The sequence below is a fragment of the Mycolicibacterium sp. HS_4_1 genome, assembly GCF_054515875.1.
In genome coordinates, this window is sequence record NZ_CM137261.1 from 5,791,651 (window position 1) to 5,807,620 (window position 15,970).

The window sequence follows — 15,970 nt, forward strand, 5'->3', positions numbered from 1 at the left end:
TTTCCTATCCGTGTCCGCGCAGTAAGGAGCTGTTCACACTGCCATCAAACCCGGCGTGAAAGTTTTCACACGGAATACGCCGAACGGTGGTCGAATCTTCCATTTCTCGAACGTATGTGCGAAGATGGATGTCGTGTCGAACGCCGAAGCACACGCGGAGGCCGCCATCCTGCATGCCGACCTCGATTCGTTCTACGCCTCGGTTGAACAGCGCGACGATCCGTCGCTGCGCCGTCGGCCGGTGATCGTCGGCGCAGGCGTGGTGCTCGCTGCCAGCTACGAGGCCAAGGCCTTCGGTGTGCGCACCGCGATGGGCGATCACCAGGCCCGCAACCTCTGCCCGCAGGCCGTCGTCGTGCCGCCGCGCATGTCCGCGTACTCGGAGGCGAGCCGGGAGGTTTTCCGGGTCTTCGCCGACACCACGCCAGTCGTCGAACCACTGTCGGTCGACGAGGCCTTTCTCGACGTCAGCGGCCTCGGTCGGGTGTCGGGCACCCCGGTCCAGATCGGCGCGGCGCTGCGCGAGGCGGTCCGTGAACGCGTGGGGCTGCCGATCACCGTCGGCATCGCCCGCACCAAGTTTCTGGCCAAGGTGGCGAGCCGGGAGGCCAAGCCCGACGGGCTCCTGCTGGTGCCGCCGGACCGGGAGCTGGAATTCCTGCATCCGTTGCCGGTCCAACATCTTTGGGGCGTCGGGGCCAAGACCGCGGACAAGCTCCGCGAACACGGCATCGAAACCGTGGCCGACGTCGCCGCGCTGACTGAGTCAGCGCTGGGCGTGATGGTAGGTGCGGCAATGGGTCGGCAGCTGTACGCGTTGTCGCACAACATCGACCGCAGGCGGGTCACCACCGGTGTCCGGCGCCGCTCCGTCGGCGCCCAGCGCGCGGTGGGACGGCGCGGAAACACCATGTCCGACAACGACATCGACGCCATGGTGATCAACCTGATCGACCGCATCACTCGCCGCATGCGCAGTAGCGGACGGACCGGGCGGACGGTGGTCCTGCGGCTGCGGTTCGACGACTACGGTCGCGCCACGCGTTCGCACACCATGCGCCGCGCCACTGCGTCGACCGAGGAAATCCTCACGGCGGCACGCGGATTGGTAGCCGCCGCGGGGCCACTGATCGCCGAGCGCGGGCTCACCTTGCTGGGGTTCTCGGTGTCGAACGTCGACAACGCCGGTACCGAACAGCTCGAGCTGCCGTTCGGCGGCGAGCCAGACACTGCCGCGGTGGACTGCGCCGTCGACCTGGTCCGTCAGCGGTTCGGCAACGCGTGCCTGACGCGCGGGGTGCTGGTCGGTGCGGACCCGGGCTGGGAGATGCCGATGCTGCCGGACTAACCGGTCCGGTACGTCCACCCCGCGTCGGCAGCGCACTGCTGGATCGGAATCTTGATGTCGGCGGTCGTGATCAGGTGGTGCATACAATTCGAGTTGCCCGACCAGAACAGCTGCAGGTCCCCGGTGTCGTGACACTCGATCCACTGCCCCTCGGCATCCTGCCGCCATTCGACCAGGTGATCCACCACGTGCAGCAGTTGCTGCTCGGTATCGAGTCGCAAATGGATCTGGAAGGTCAGGGCCACCCCGAGGTCTTCGAGCACCTGCCGCCAGTCCGGATCGCCAGACTTCCACTCGGCCACCAGGTCGACCCCCTCTAGGGCACCGTCGCGGATCAGCCATGGGCGTGCCGGACTGTTCAACCGGAACAGGGAGTCGTGCAGGGTCACTGACCGGGAACGATCTCGATGCTGAGTGCGATGTCGGACCCCCGGGTATCGGCGACTTTCACCATCGCGCGGCGAGACTTCGCGCCGGTGACCACGGTGCACGTCTGAGTCGTGCCCACCTTGCCCTCGAGACCACCGTCGCAGACCACGGAATCGATTTTCGATGCGGTTTTGGTGCTCAGGTTGTCTTTGACCGCCGTCTCCAGCTGGGCTTTGGACATGGTGGTCACTTGGGTACCAATGTGCAGTGAGCACGAGGCCAGGAGGCCGGCGGCAGCCAACGCGGCGACCCGACGCGTCCTCGATCGAAGAGCCATACTTACGGAGTATGCCCGCACGCCGGGCTCAGAACTGCGCAACCACGAAACCCGATAGCAGCACCAGAAACCCGCCGACCTCACCCAGGATCAGCGCCACCATCCCGGCATGCAGACCGACGCTCGAGTGCTCGAACTGGTTGGTGGTGTCGCGCCGGAGCCCGTGCTGGACGTACGCGGCGATCGCGATGACGAAGAAGAACACCAGAACCATTGCGGCGGTGAGGTTCACCCATGCCGGCCAGGCGCTGAACTGCACGAACACCGCGACCAGCAGGGTCGAGAACGAGTACATCAGCGCAGCCCGGTGCGCGATGTCGACGTAGGGGTGCGCCAGGTGGTCGGGACCCACGGCCATCTGCCGGTACTTCCAGATGCCGAGGATCAGGGCCAGCAGGAAGATCAGGCCGGCAGCGAAGAGCGTGACGGCGGTGGCGGTACCGAGAACCATGGGGCCGACGCTACGCGCCGGTCCACGACAGCAACCGATCGACCGCCCAGGTGTTGACGATCCGCTCCTGTGGCACACCGGCATCCAGCGCCCGCTGCGCCCCGTAGCCGAGGAAATCCAACTGGCCGGGCGCATGCGCGTCGGTGTCGATCGAGAACAGGCAACCGGTGTCCAACGCCAAGTTCAACAGCCGGCTCGGCGGGTCGCGCCGCTCGGGTCGCGAATTGATCTCTACCGCAACACCGTTGGCGGCACATGCTTCGAATACCGCCGCCGCGTCGAATTTCGATTCCGGCCGGACGCCGCGCGAACCTTCCACCAAGCGGCCGGTGCAGTGCCCCAACACGTTCGCCCGACCTCCGGACACCGCGCGGACCATGCGCCGAGTCATCGCGGCGGCATCCATGGACAGCTTGGAGTGCACGCTGGCCACCACCACGTCCAGCCGCTCCAGCAACTCAGGCTCCTGATCCAGCGAGCCGTCGTCGAGGATGTCGACCTCAATGCCGGTGAGGATGTGCATCGGCGCGAAGCGGTCACGGATTTCGTCGATGATGTCCAGTTGCCGACGGAGCCGGTCCGCACTCAGCCCGTTGGCCACCGTCAGCCGCGGCGAATGATCGGTCAGTGCGCAGTACTCGTGGCCCAAACGCTGTGCGGTAGAAAGCATTTCGCTGATTGGCGTCGATCCGTCGGACCAGTTGGAGTGCAGGTGCAGGTCCCCCTTCAGCGCCGTACGCAGCTCGGCGCCACCCAAATCGTCTGCTGCGGAACGCAGCTGGACCAGCGCATCGGGCTCACGGCCTGCCCACGCCTGGGCGATCACCGTGGCGGTCTTGGGCCCGACGCCCGCCAGTTGCTGCCAGCCATTGGTGCGCCCCAGCTTCTCGCGCTGTTCCGGACTCAGTGCCTCAACTACGTCGGCGGCTTTGCGGTAGGCCATGACGCGGCGCGATTCTTCGCGCGCGCGGTCCTTGTAGAAGGCGATCTCCCGCAGCGCGTTTACCGGGTCCATGGCGTCCAGTCTGCCAATGCATCGGGGAAACTCACAGGAATTAGTTGACGGTCCTGACTAGTTTCAATAAGCGTGCGATTCGCCTTCAAAACCTCACCACAAGACACCACCTGGTCGGACATGCTCGCCGTTTGGCAGGCCGCCGACGATATCGACGTCTTCGAGTCCGGTTGGACCTTCGACCATTTCTATCCGATCTTCTCCGACTCCAGCGGCCCGTGCCTGGAGGGCTGGGTCACGCTGACCGCGCTGGCCCAGGCCACCACGCGGCTGCGGGTCGGCGTGCTGGTCACCGGCATTCACTACCGGCACCCGGCTGTCCTGGCCAACATGGCGTCAGCACTGGACATCGTTTCGGGCGGTCGCCTCGAACTGGGAATCGGCGCCGGCTGGAACGAGGAGGAGTCCGGCGCCTACGGCATCGAACTGGGCTCGGTCAGAGAGCGGTTCGACCGCTTCGAAGAGGCCTGTGCTGTGCTCAAGGGGCTGCTCACCCAGGACACGACGACGTTTGACGGGAAGTTCTACCAGCTCAAGGACGCCCGCAATGAGCCGAAGGGCCCGCAGCAGCCGCACCCGCCGTTCTGCATCGGCGGTAGCGGCGAGAAGCGCACCCTGAAGATCACCGCCAAATACGCCGATCACTGGAACTTCGTCGGCGGCCCGCCCGAGGAGTTCGCCCGCAAGCGCGACGTCCTCGCCGCACATTGCGCCGACATCGGCCGCGATCCCAAGGAGATCACGCTGTCGGCCCACGTCCGGCTCGGTCAGGATCGGGACTACCGCAAGGTGGTGGATGAGGCTGCGGGCCTGAGTGCCGAAGGCCTTGATCTGGCGATCATCTACATCCCCCAACCGCATGACCCCGCCGTACTCGAACCACTTGCCGAGGCGATCCGCGACTCCGGTCTGCAGACGGCCTGACATACGACAACCGCCCGGAGCCGAGAAATCGGTTCCGGGCGGGCGCAGAATCTTAATTATCGCTGAAGTCACAAATTGGTAACGGTCAGCAAATCAGCTGACGTCACAGCCGACCGGGCTTGGCCAAGGCGGTCGAACAGTCGCTAGACGCCGAAGCGGACCATGTCCGCCGCGGTGACCAGACGCTCGTTCTTGGCCGGAAACTCGCGGCTCTTGACCGGGTGGCGAAACAGGGACCAGGCAATACGTCCCATGCGTGAACGCGATAGCGGGTTGTTGTACACGGTGGTTACTCCTGCTGTCGGCGATTGGTTGCACCGTGGGGCCAGACTATCGCACGGCCCTCGCGTTTTCATTACAACGCCGGTCATCGGCAAACCTCTGGAGGCGCGCCGAAAGTAACAGCGGCGTGTCTGGTGTTACTGGTGTGATTGATGTTGCGCACGAAGCCCCTTAGAGCCTTCTTAATTTAAGAAATCCGCTGCCGCGTAAGTGACCCACCAGACAATATGAGCTACATCACACATCGGGTCAGACAGGAAGTTCGCGCGGCTTCCGGAACACGTCGTCGAGAGTGACGGTGCGCAGGTTGCGTTCCTTCAGCAGGTCGACCAGTTGGCCGTAAACGTGCGTCACCGGCAGGTGGTTCAGGTGTCCGATGACCACCGTCTGCTCGGTGAAGTACTTGCCCGCCATCTTGAGGATGTAATCCTCGGTCACGATGTTCTCGTCACCCAGCGATCCCGTCCACATGGTCGGCGTCGAGTAGCCGAGCTCTGCGGCGATCCGGTCGACGATCGCGTTGTGGCTGCCGTAGGGCGGCCGGAAGTACGGCCGAGAGTCGACGCCGAATGTCGACTGCAGAAACTTGTGATTGCGCTCCAACTGGTCGACGATCTCGTCCTTCGACAGTTTCGCCAGGTCCGGATGCGACCAGGTGTGGTTGCCCAGCTGAATCTGCCCCGACTCCACCAATGGCAGCATCAGGTCCCGATTCTCGGTCCACGACTGATACCTGCCGTTGACGAAGTAGGTGAGCCGCATCCCGGTGTCGCGCGCCAGCTTGGTGTACGCGCGCACCACCTCGGAACTCACGCCATCGTCGAGTGTGATCGCCACGCGGTTGCCGGCCACATCCGGCAGGCTGCTGAGTTCGCCCCCACCAGGCAACGCCAAACCCATGCCACGCCGGACCGGTTCCGCCGGCGCCTTCGGCGGCGCCGCCGCCACAGTGGCGTCCGGCCCGTCGACAGCCCATCGCGCCAAGCCCACTCCGGCGACCACCGACGCTGACAAGCCCACCAAAAAGCGTCGCCGGCTCAGCTCGGAGCCGGCGAACAGGGATCCGGGGGTAGTGGAGTAGTTCGCCATAGATATTCAGTTCTGGTCGATCGGGACCCGAACCGACTCATTGTGCAACTTCAGTAACTCCAGCCTCTTGCGACACACCCGGAAGTATCGAGCTGTTACCGATGCCGTTCGCTGAACCAGCCACCCTGGCCGGCGATACAGCGCAAATAGCAGTTCGCCGGCCCCAGAGGACTGGGACCGACGAACGTTGCTGTCAGCTATCGCTGTGTCATCGACTCTTCGCGCAAGCGCTCATCGCTGCGGAGCAGCCGTCGGCTTGATCGGCTTGGGCAGCGCCGACTCACCCATCAGGTACCGGTCCACACCGGCGGCCGCGGCGCGACCCTCGGCGATGGCCCACACGATCAGCGACTGGCCACGGCCCATGTCACCGGCGACGAACACGCCGGGCACGGTGGTCTGGAAGTCGTTGTCCCGGGCCACGTTTCCGCGGTCGGTCAGCTCGACGCCCAGCTCGGTCAGCAGGCCTTCCCGCTCAGGGCCGACGAAGCCCATGGCCAGGAAGACGATGTCCGCCGGGAGTTCGAAGTCCGAACCCTCGACCTTCTCGAACTTGCCGGCCTTCATAACGACCTCGTGCACCTTCAGTGCGGAGACCTTGCCGTCGGCGCCCAGGAACTCCTCGGTGTTGACCGAGAAGACGCGCTCGCCACCCTCTTCGTGTGCCGAGGACACCCGGAACATCAGCGGGTAGGTCGGCCACGGGGTCGATTCGGCGCGCTCCTCCGGCGGACGCGGCATGATCTCGAACTGGTGCACGCTCTCGGCACCCTGCCGGTGCGCGGTGCCCAGGCAGTCGGCGCCGGTGTCACCGCCACCGATGATGACGACCTTCTTGTCCTTGGCCGTGATCGGCGGCTGGCCGTCGGGCCCGAGGACATCGTCACCGAACTGAACGCGGTTGCCCCACGGCAGGTACTCCATGGCCTGGTGGATGCCGTCGAGCTCGCGGCCCGGGATCGGCAGGTCACGCCATGCGGTCGCGCCGCCGGCCAGGACCACCGCGTCGAAGTCTTCCTGCAGTTGCTCGACGGTCAGGTCGACACCGACGTTGACGCCGGTGCGGAACCGGGTGCCCTCGGCCGCCATCTGCTCCAGACGACGGTCGATGTGCCGCTTCTCCATCTTGAATTCCGGGATGCCGTAACGCAGCAAGCCACCGATGCGGTCAGCCCGCTCGAAGACGGTCACGTCGTGTCCGGCGCGGGTGAGCTGCTGGGCAGCAGCCAGGCCGGCCGGTCCGGAGCCGACGACGGCGACCGTCTTGCCGGTCTTCACGTCCGGAACCATCGGCTTGACCCAGCCTTCGTCCCAGGCGTTGTCGATGAGCTCGACCTCGACCTGCTTGATGGTCACCGGGTCCTGGTTGATGCCGAGGACGCACGACGCCTCACACGGCGCCGGGCACAGCCGCCCGGTGAACTCCGGGAAGTTGTTGGTGGCGTGCAGGCGCTCGATGCCGTCACGCCAGCGGTCCCGGTACACCAGGTCGTTCCACTCGGGGATCAGGTTCCCCAGCGGACAACCGTTGTGGCAGAACGGGATACCGCAGTCCATGCAGCGCGAAGCCTGGACCTGCAGGGTCTCCTTCGAGAACTCCTCGTAGACCTCTTTCCAGTCCTTGAGGCGCAGGTCGACCGGCCGGCGGACCGGGGTCTGACGGTGGGTGTGCTTGAGGAAGCCATTCGGATCAGCCACGAGCGGCCGCCATGATCGCTTCGCCGACGTCCTCGCCGGCGGCCTCGGCCCCGGCGATCGCCTCCAGTACCCGCTTGTAGTCGCGAGGCATCACCTTGATGAACTGCTCCTTCTGATTCTGCCAATCGGCCAGAATCCGCTGTCCCACAGCCGATTCGGTTCCATCGACATGGGCGGTGATGATCTCGTGGAGCCACAGTTCGTCCGTGGCGTCCAGCACATCGAGGTCGACCATCTCGCCGTTGATGTTGCCCGGCAAGGCGCCGTGGGGGTCGTACACGTAGGCCATACCGCCGGACATACCGGCGGCGAAGTTACGGCCGGTCTCCCCGAGGATGACCACCTTGCCACCGGTCATGTACTCACAACCGTGGTCGCCGACGCCCTCGACCACCGCGTGGGCGCCCGAGTTACGCACCGCGAACCGCTCGCCCACCACGCCGCGCAGGAATGCCTCCCCGCTGGTGGCACCGAACAGGATCACGTTGCCGCCGATGATGTTTTCCTCGGCCACGTAACCGGCCGGCGCGTTCTTCGACGGGCGCACCACGATGCGTCCACCCGAAAGACCCTTACCGACATAGTCGTTGGCGTCGCCATTCACCCGCAGCGTGATGCCCTTCGGCAGGAAGGCGCCGAAGCTGTTACCGGCCGAACCGTCGAACGTGATGTCGATGGTGCCGTCCGGAAGCCCCTGACCGCCATGGACCTTCGTGACCTCGTGGCCCAGCATGGTTCCGACGGTGCGGTTCACGTTGGTGATCTTCATGGCGAGGCTGACCGGAACCTTGGACTCGATGGCGTCCCGGCACTCCGCGATCAGCTGCTGGTCGAGCGCCTTGTCCAGACCGTGGTCCTGACTCGACGTGCAGTACAGATCCTGCTTCATGAAGGCCGACTCCGGTTCGTACAGCACCGGGGTCAGGTCCAGCTTCTGCGCCCGCCAGTGTGCGATGGCCTTGCTGGTATCCAGCGCGCCGACCTGGCCGACCATCTCGTTCACGGTGCGGAAGCCCAACTGCGCCATGAGTTCCCGAACCTCTTCTGCGATGAACAGGAAGAAGTTCTCGACGAATTCCGGCTTACCGGTGAAGCGCTTACGCAGCACCGGGTTCTGGGTGGCCACACCCACGGGGCAGGTGTCGAGGTGGCAGACGCGCATCATGATGCAGCCCGAGACCACCAGCGGCGCGGTGGCAAAACCGAACTCCTCGGCGCCCAGCAGCGCGGCGACGACGACGTCGCGGCCCGTCTTGAGCTGGCCGTCCACCTGCACGACGATGCGGTCACGCAGACCGTTGAGCAGCAGGGTCTGCTGCGTCTCGGCCAGGCCCAGCTCCCACGGCGCACCCGCGTGCTTCTGCGAGGTCAGCGGGGTCGCACCGGTACCACCGTCGTGCCCGGAGATGAGCACCACGTCGGCGTGCGCCTTCGAGACACCCGCGGCCACCGTACCGACACCGTTCTCCGACACCAGCTTCACGTGGATGCGGGCCTCGGGGTTGGCGTTCTTCAGGTCGTGGATCAGCTGCGCCAGATCCTCGATCGAGTAGATGTCGTGGTGCGGCGGCGGCGAGATCAGGCCGACACCCGGAGTCGAGTGCCGCACCTCGGCCACCCACGGGTACACCTTGTGCCCCGGAAGCTGACCGCCCTCACCGGGCTTGGCGCCCTGGGCCATCTTGATCTGGATGTCGGTGCAGTTCGTCAGGTAGTGCGACGTGACACCGAAGCGCGCCGACGCCACCTGCTTGATGGCGCTGCGTCGCCAGTCGCCGTTGGCGTCCCGGTCGAACCGCTCGACATTCTCGCCGCCCTCACCCGAGTTCGACCGTCCGCCAAGGCGGTTCATGGCGATGGCCAGCGTCTCGTGGGCCTCGGCCGAGATCGAGCCGTAGCTCATCGCGCCGGTGGAGAACCGCTTGACGATCTCACTGGCGGGCTCGACCTCGTCGATCGAGATCGGTTCGCGCACACCGTCTTTGAAGGTGAACAGGCCACGGAGGGAGGCCATGCGCTCGCTCTGGTCGTCCACCAGCTTGGTGTACTCCTTGAACACCGAGTACTGACCGGTGCGAGTGGAGTGCTGCAGCTTGAACACCGTGTCCGGGTTGAACAGGTGGTACTCGCCCTCGCGGCGCCACTGGTACTCGCCACCGACCTCGAGCTCGCGGTGCGCCCACTCGTCGGGCCGGTCCAAGTAGGCCAGGCTGTGCCGCGCCGCGACGTCCGCCGCGATGTCGTCGAGGTCGATACCGCCGGTCGGACAGGAGATGCCGGTGAAGTACTCGTCGAGCACGCGCTGGCTGATACCGACGGCCTGGAACAGCTGGGCGCCGGTGTAGGAGGCCAGTGTCGAGATGCCCATCTTGGACATCACCTTCAGCACACCCTTGCCGGCGGCCTTGACGTAGTTGGCCTTGGCCTGGTCGCTGGTCAGACCGGTGATGACACCGCGGTCGACCATGTCTTCGACGGTCTCGAAGGCCATGTACGGGTTGATGGCGGCAGCGCCGACACCCACCAGCATGGCCATGTGGTGCACCTCGCGGGCATCACCGGACTCGACCACCAGGCCGACCTGGGTGCGGGTGCGTTCCCGGACCAGGTGGTGGTGGACGGCCGCCGTCGACAGCAGCGACGGGATCGGCGCGAGCCATTCGTTGGACTCACGGTCCGACAGCACGATGATGCGGGCACCGTTGCGGATGGCCTGCGACACCTTGGTGCGGACATCCTCGAGGGCCCGGCGCAGGCCGGCACCGCCGTCGGCGACGGGGTACAGGCAGCTGACGACCGCGGCACGCATGCCGTGCTTGCGGCCTCGGATCTCGTGGTCGGGGTCGACACAGATCAGCTTGGACAGGTCGCCGTTACGCAGGATCGGCTGCGGCACGACGATCTGCCGGCACGAGTTCTCGTCCGGGTTCAGCAGGTCACCCTCGGGGCCGATGACGCCCGAGAGGCTGGTCACGACCTCTTCGCGGATCGCGTCGAGCGGCGGGTTGGTGACCTGGGCGAACAGCTGCTGGAAGTAGTCGTAGAGCATCCGCGGCCGCTGCGACAGCACAGCGATCGGAGTATCGGTACCCATGGAGCCCAGCGCCTCGGCGCCGGTCCGCGCCATGGGCACGATCAGCTGGGTGACCTCTTCGTTCGTGTAACCGAACGCCTGCTGCCGCAGCACCACGCGGTGGTGCGGCATCTTGACGTAGTCGCCGGGAGGCAGGTCGTCGATATGGAACAGACCGTTGTCGAGCCACTCCTGGTAGGGGTGCTCGGCGGCCAGCTTCGACTTGATCTCCTCGTCGTCGACGATGCGGCCCTCGGCCATGTCCACGAGGAACATGCGGCCCGGCTGCAGGCGCATCTTCTTGACGACGGTCGACGGGTCCAGGTCCAGGACGCCGGCCTCGGAAGCCATGACGACCAGGCCGTCATCGGTGACCCAGATGCGCGACGGACGCAGGCCGTTGCGGTCCAGGACCGCGCCGACGATGGTGCCGTCGGTGAAGCACACCGATGCCGGGCCGTCCCACGGCTCCATGAGCGACGAGTGGTACTGGTAGAACGCCCGCCGGGCGGGGTCCATGGTCTCGCTGCGTTCCCACGCCTCGGGGATCATCATCAGCACCGCGTGGTGCAGGGGACGTCCACCGAGGTGCAGCAGCTCCAGCGCCTCGTCGAACCGGGCGGTGTCCGAGGCGCCCGGCGTACAGACCGGGAAAATCTTGTTCAGGTCGTTGTGGTACCCGAACACGTCGGTGTGGATGAGGGCCTCACGGGCCCGCATCCAGTTCTCGTTGCCGTTGACGGTGTTGATCTCACCGTTGTGGGCGACCCGCCGGAACGGGTGCGCCAGCGGCCACGACGGGAACGTGTTGGTCGAGAACCGCGAGTGCACGATGCCCAGCGCGCTCTTCATCCGTTCGTCCTGCAGGTCCAGGTAGAACGCCTTGAGCTGCGGGGTGGTGAGCATGCCCTTGTAGACGATGGTCTTGCCCGACAGGCTCGGGAAGTACACGGTCTCGCGGCCGGGGCCGTCCTGGCCGGGGCCCTTGGTGCCCAGCTCATGTTCGGCCCGCTTGCGGATCACGTAGGCGCGGCGCTCGAGCTGCATGCCGTCAGCGCCGGCGATGAAGATCTGGCGCAGCGTCGGCATAGCGTCGCGCGCCAGGGCACCCAGCGACGAGTCGTCGAACGGCACGTCGCGCCAGCCCAGGACCTGGAGTCCTTCGGCTTCGACGATCTTCTCGACGGCCTCGCAGGCCAGATCGGCATCGCGGGCCGACTGCGGCAGGAAGGCGATACCGGTGGCGTAGCCGCCCTCGGCAGGCAGTTCGATGCCTTCCTCCGCGCACACGGCGCGCAGGAACTCGTCCGGAATCTGCAGCAGGATGCCTGCGCCGTCGCCGGTGTTCGGCTCGGCACCTGCAGCACCACGGTGCTCCAGGTTGAGCAGTGCCGTGATCGCCTTGTCGACGATGTCGCGGCTCCGACGTCCGTGAATATCCGCGACCATGGCGACGCCACAGGCGTCGTGCTCATGCGCGGGGTTGTACAGCCCGACCTTGCTGGGTCCGCCGTGCTGCGGCGCCATTCCCACCTAACCCTTCACCATCTTCTTTACGAAGCATCGCTTGACCGCCGCTTTTAGCGGCGCCAGCGGACTGAGCGACGGTATGCCAGCGTGCAGCACTGAACGACGGGCCGTCCCGCTCGCCTCGATTGAGACAAAACGATATGACAAACCCGGCCTGACATGCCAACTTAGGCAGACCTAATGAGGTTGCTGCGACTGTGGTCGACAACACTCTAAAGCTACCGGTCGGTAGCCCCAATTTTATTGGAGCCCTTGCAATTTCGCCAATCATTTCGCGTCACACCCAGACGGGAACCACCCGCGCCACAGGGCACGAGACGCGGTGATGATTTGCTGAGAATCATATATGCGCAGGCTGTTGCCAAATATTTATTTGCTGCAAAGATTGCTCAGATTCTTAGATTCGCCGCCCGCCACCGGGCGACCTCCGATCACCTTTGGGCGGCTGTTCAGCAACGAGCGGCAGCTGCGCCGCCCATCGGTGGGACCCTCGAACTGCGGTTTGCTGACTCGGCTTTTTCGATTCGAATTGGAGGGTTTGACCAAATGAGTGCTCCCACGATGACACACAAGTTGGCGGCAGAGGCCGTCGGCACGTTCTGGCTGGTGCTGGGCGGCTGCGGCGCCGCCGTGTTCGCCGCCAATCCGAGCGAACACACTTCCATCGGCATTGGATTCCTCGGTGTCGCAATCGCTTTCGGCCTCACGGTACTGACGGGCGTCTACGCGTTCGGCAACATCTCCGGCGGCCATTTCAATCCGGCGGTGACGCTGGGGGCGGCGCTGGCCCGCCGGATCGAATGGAAGGCCCTGCCGGCGTACTGGATCGCCCAGGTCATCGGTGGACTCATCGCCGGCGGGGTCATCTACTGGATCGGCACCGGCCAACCGGGCTGGTCGGCAACCGGCAACATGGCCGCGAACGGTTTCGGTGACCACTCACCGGAACACTTCGACCTGACGTCGGTGATCATCACCGAAATCATCCTGACCGCGATGTTCCTGTTCGTGATCCTGGGCTCCACCGACGCCCGGGCGCCCAAGGGATTCGCCGGCCTGTCCATCGGACTGTCCCTGACCCTGATCCACCTGATCTCGATCCCGATCTCCAACACGTCGGTCAACCCGGCCCGCTCCACCGCCGTCGCGTTCTTCAACGGGAACGGGGCGCCGACGCAACTCTGGGTCTTCTGGTTGGCACCGCTGGTCGGGGCCGCGGTCGCCGGCGTCGCCTACCCACTGCTGTTCGGCAAGGCCTCGGACTAGATCGAGGCGCCTCGAAGCTCACCTGGTCGACGACTGGAGGTCGCGCTACTTGCGCGACCGTCAACCGGCCGCCGATGCGTCAATCACATTGGGGCTCAGCACATGATCGAGCACAGTCGTAGCGCAGCCGACGATGCCGGCGCGTCCGGGTAGGGCCGAGGGAACAACCTGCAGCGTCCGGGTGGCCAAGGTGCTGGCGTTGCCGTACAGCGTTTCTCGCAGGCCTGCCACGAACACGTCATAGGCACCCACCACGTCGCCGGCTACGACCAGCACCGCCGGGTTGATCAGGTTCACCGCGGCCGCGAGCACCTCACCGACATGCCGGCCGCTGTCACGAATCATGCTGCGCGCCTTGGCGTCTCCGCCTTGAGCCAAGGCGACGACGTCACGCAGGTGACTGACGGCGTATCCGTCGCGCTGCAGCGCTCGGACGATTGCCCAGCCGCCGGCCACCGCCTCCACGCAACCGGTGTCACCGCAGCGGCAGGGAAGGCCCGCGGCTGCTGCGATCTTGCTGTGTCCGAAATCCCCGGCCGCCTGCACGGCACCGCGACGGAGTTGGCCGCCCATGATGACACCGGCACCCAGCCCGGTCGACGCTTTCACGACCAGCATGTCTTGGACATCGGCGAATCCGGCGCGTCGTTCCGCCAGCGCGATGACATTGGCGTCGTTGTCCATGACCACCGGAGCATCGGTGAGGTGCTGAAAGTACGGCGCCAACGGCACCCCGTCCCAACCGCTCATGTTCGGCGAGTCCAGGCTGGCTCCCCGCTGCCGATCGACAGTGCCCGGCAGACTGAGGCCGATCCCGAAAATCCGGTCGCCGCGGTGCCCGGAGTCGTCAAGGAGTGCCTCGAGACGCTTCACCAGGTCGGGCATCAGATCGTCCGGGCCCATGCCGGGCTCTTGGTCGATGTCAGCGGTGGCGACGATGTCGCCGGCGAGATTGCACACGGCCAGCTGAGTGCGGCTACGCCCGATGGCTACCGCGAAGACGATGCCGGCATCGGCGTTGAACATCAGCTGGGTCGCGGGTCGTCCGCCGGTCGACGCGGCATGTGCGGGTTCGATCACCAGATCGTCGGCTGCCAGCGCGGTGATTCGCGCGGTCACCGCGGTCCGCGACAGGCCCGTGATCCGGCCGATCTCGCTGCGGGTGATGGCCCCGCGATCCCTGATCAGCGCAAAGACTTCACCGGCGGTGGGTGACACCGACGAGCCGTTGAGCGCCATAGCCCATTGAAGCAAGGCGATACCGACCGACGCAAACGTAAGAGTTCGATCTTTCGTCTTTATAAGACAAAAGAAGGTTGCAATAAATCCTCAAGCCGGTATGGTTCGTTCTGAAACGATCAAGCGCCGCCGAGGAGCACTGCGTCGCCGCGCGCGTTGGCCGGCCCCGAGCGCTCAGCGGCACCCCATAACGCGGCAGCAGCGCAGTTGCCCCGCGGCCATACCGTCCATGGTTGTGCCGCAACACGATTCGCAATTTCAAACCCAGCCAAGGAGATCAGCAGTGACTATTCGGATCGGCGTCAACGGTTTCGGGCGCATCGGGCGTAACTTTTTCCGGGCCTTGGCCGCGCAGCAAGCGGCGGGCATCAACACCGATCTGGAAATCGTGGCAGTCAATGACCTGACTTCCACCGATGTGCTGGCGCATCTGTTGAAGTTCGATTCGATCTTGGGCCGGCTGCCTCATGAGGTGCGTGCTGACGGGGACACCTTGGTGGTGGGCAGCACGAAGATCAAGGCGCTGGCGGTCAAGGAGGGTCCGGCGGCGTTGCCGTGGGGTGATCTCGGTGTGGACATCGTGGTGGAGTCGACGGGGATTTTCACCGATGCGGCCAAGGCCAAGGGGCATTTGGATGCGGGGGCCAAGAAGGTGCTCATCTCCGCGCCGGCCACCGGTGAGGACATCACGATCGTGATGGGTGTCAACGACGACAAGTATGACGGCAGCCAGAACATCATCTCGAATGCCTCGTGCACCACGAACTGCCTGGGCCCGCTGGCGAAGGTGCTCAATGACGAGTTCGGGATCGTGCGCGGGTTGATGACGACCATCCACGCCTACACCCAGGATCAGAATCTGCAGGACGGGCCGCACAAGGATTTGCGGCGGGCGCGGGCGGCGGCGATCAATATCGTGCCGACCTCCACCGGTGCGGCCAAGGCCATCGGTCTGGTGTTGCCTGAGCTCAAAGGCAAGCTCGACGGGTATGCGCTGCGGGTGCCGGTGCCCACCGGTTCGGTGACCGATCTGACCGCGGAGTTGGGTAAGTCGGCGACGGCTGCGGAGATCAACGCGGCGATGCAGGCGGCGGCTGAGGGGCCGCTGAAGGGGATTTTGAAGTACTACGACGCGCCCATCGTGTCGTCCGATATCGTCACCGACCCGCACAGTTCGCTGTTCGATTCGGGGTTGACCAAGGTCATCGACCACCAGGCCAAGGTCGTCTCGTGGTACGACAACGAATGGGGCTACTCCAACCGCATCGCCGACCTGGCCGCACTGGTCGGAAAGTCCCTCTAGCTCGGCCCAGAGCGCGCCGAGCCGCACGGGAAGCGAAGCTCGATCG

At 65.4% G+C, this 15,970-nt stretch carries 12 protein-coding genes; 4 read left to right on the forward strand and 8 right to left on the reverse strand.

The genetic code is table 11. The annotated features are described in order from the left end of the window. The first annotated feature begins 133 nt into the window (after positions 1 to 133). The gene (gene dinB / locus ACX12F_RS27885) at positions 134 to 1,348 is read left to right on the forward strand and encodes a DNA polymerase IV (RefSeq protein ID WP_459367459.1); all 1,215 of its coding nucleotides are present in this window, start codon (positions 134 to 136) and stop codon (positions 1,346 to 1,348) included. Here the strand turns inward: dinB and ACX12F_RS27890 are convergent. From ACX12F_RS27890 to ACX12F_RS27905, 4 genes are all read right to left on the reverse strand, one after another. Further along, the gene (locus tag ACX12F_RS27890; protein ID WP_459367460.1) at positions 1,345 to 1,737 is read right to left on the reverse strand and encodes a hypothetical protein; all 393 of its coding nucleotides are present in this window, start codon (positions 1,735 to 1,737) and stop codon (positions 1,345 to 1,347) included. The genes dinB and ACX12F_RS27890 overlap by 4 nt on opposite strands. Beyond that, positions 1,734 to 1,958 carry a DUF4333 domain-containing protein gene (locus ACX12F_RS27895; RefSeq protein WP_459370538.1) on the reverse strand — a complete coding sequence of 75 codons (225 nt, stop codon included), beginning with the start codon at positions 1,956 to 1,958 and terminating at the stop codon, positions 1,734 to 1,736. Before ACX12F_RS27895 ends, ACX12F_RS27890 begins: the two co-directional genes overlap by 4 nt. Positions 1,959 to 2,082: 124 nt before the next feature. Then, positions 2,083 to 2,505, reverse strand: a complete 423-nt coding sequence (locus tag ACX12F_RS27900; protein WP_459367461.1) for a hypothetical protein — start codon at positions 2,503 to 2,505, stop codon at positions 2,083 to 2,085. 10 nt (positions 2,506 to 2,515) lie between these two features. Beyond that, positions 2,516 to 3,520 (reverse strand): PHP domain-containing protein, encoded by a 1,005-nt coding sequence (locus tag ACX12F_RS27905; protein ID WP_459367462.1) that lies wholly within the window; start codon positions 3,518 to 3,520, stop codon positions 2,516 to 2,518. Positions 3,521 to 3,592: 72 nt separating this feature from the next. On the opposite strand from ACX12F_RS27905, the gene ACX12F_RS27910 reads away from it, so the two are divergent. Then, a complete protein-coding gene (locus ACX12F_RS27910) occupies positions 3,593 to 4,444 on the forward strand; it encodes an LLM class F420-dependent oxidoreductase (protein ID WP_459367463.1) in 852 nt (283 codons plus the stop codon). 531 nt (positions 4,445 to 4,975) lie between these two features. Here ACX12F_RS27910 and ACX12F_RS27915 read toward each other — a convergent pair. From ACX12F_RS27915 to gltB, 3 genes are all read right to left on the reverse strand, one after another. Further along, positions 4,976 to 5,767, reverse strand: a complete 792-nt coding sequence (locus tag ACX12F_RS27915; RefSeq protein ID WP_459370539.1) for a polysaccharide deacetylase family protein — start codon at positions 5,765 to 5,767, stop codon at positions 4,976 to 4,978. 279 nt (positions 5,768 to 6,046) lie between these two features. Beyond that, a complete protein-coding gene (locus tag ACX12F_RS27920; protein WP_459367464.1) occupies positions 6,047 to 7,513 on the reverse strand; it encodes a glutamate synthase subunit beta in 1,467 nt (488 codons plus the stop codon). Beyond that, positions 7,506 to 12,113 (reverse strand): glutamate synthase large subunit, encoded by a 4,608-nt coding sequence (gltB, locus tag ACX12F_RS27925; protein ID WP_459367465.1) that lies wholly within the window; start codon positions 12,111 to 12,113, stop codon positions 7,506 to 7,508. Before gltB ends, ACX12F_RS27920 begins: the two co-directional genes overlap by 8 nt. Positions 12,114 to 12,677: 564 nt before the next feature. Here gltB and aqpZ point away from each other — a divergent pair. Next, positions 12,678 to 13,382, forward strand: a complete 705-nt coding sequence (gene aqpZ, locus ACX12F_RS27930; RefSeq protein WP_459367466.1) for an aquaporin Z — start codon at positions 12,678 to 12,680, stop codon at positions 13,380 to 13,382. 60 nt (positions 13,383 to 13,442) lie between these two features. Here the strand turns inward: aqpZ and ACX12F_RS27935 are convergent, their stop codons facing one another. Further along, entirely contained in the window at positions 13,443 to 14,621 is a 1,179-nt protein-coding gene (locus ACX12F_RS27935; protein WP_459370540.1) for an ROK family protein, read from the reverse strand. A gap of 283 nt (positions 14,622 to 14,904) precedes the next feature. Here ACX12F_RS27935 and gap point away from each other — a divergent pair, with 283 nt between their 5' ends. Then, positions 14,905 to 15,924 carry a type I glyceraldehyde-3-phosphate dehydrogenase gene (gene gap / locus ACX12F_RS27940; protein ID WP_459367467.1) on the forward strand — a complete coding sequence of 340 codons (1,020 nt, stop codon included), beginning with the start codon at positions 14,905 to 14,907 and terminating at the stop codon, positions 15,922 to 15,924. Positions 15,925 to 15,970 lie beyond the last annotated feature (46 nt).

Bases quoted from the DNA above. Each gene is read 5' to 3' on its own strand.
- aqpZ (WP_459367466.1), top strand. From the start codon at position 12,678: ATGACACACAAGTTGGCGGCAGAGGCCGTCGGCACGTTCTGGCTGGTG.
- ACX12F_RS27935 (WP_459370540.1), bottom strand. From the start codon at position 14,621: ATGGCGCTCAACGGCTCGTCGGTGTCACCCACCGCCGGTGAAGTCTTT.
- ACX12F_RS27905 (WP_459367462.1), bottom strand. From the start codon at position 3,520: ATGGACCCGGTAAACGCGCTGCGGGAGATCGCCTTCTACAAGGACCGC.
- gltB (WP_459367465.1), bottom strand. From the start codon at position 12,113: ATGGCGCCGCAGCACGGCGGACCCAGCAAGGTCGGGCTGTACAACCCC.
- ACX12F_RS27900 (WP_459367461.1), bottom strand. From the start codon at position 2,505: ATGGTTCTCGGTACCGCCACCGCCGTCACGCTCTTCGCTGCCGGCCTG.
- ACX12F_RS27895 (WP_459370538.1), bottom strand. From the start codon at position 1,958: ATGTCCAAAGCCCAGCTGGAGACGGCGGTCAAAGACAACCTGAGCACC.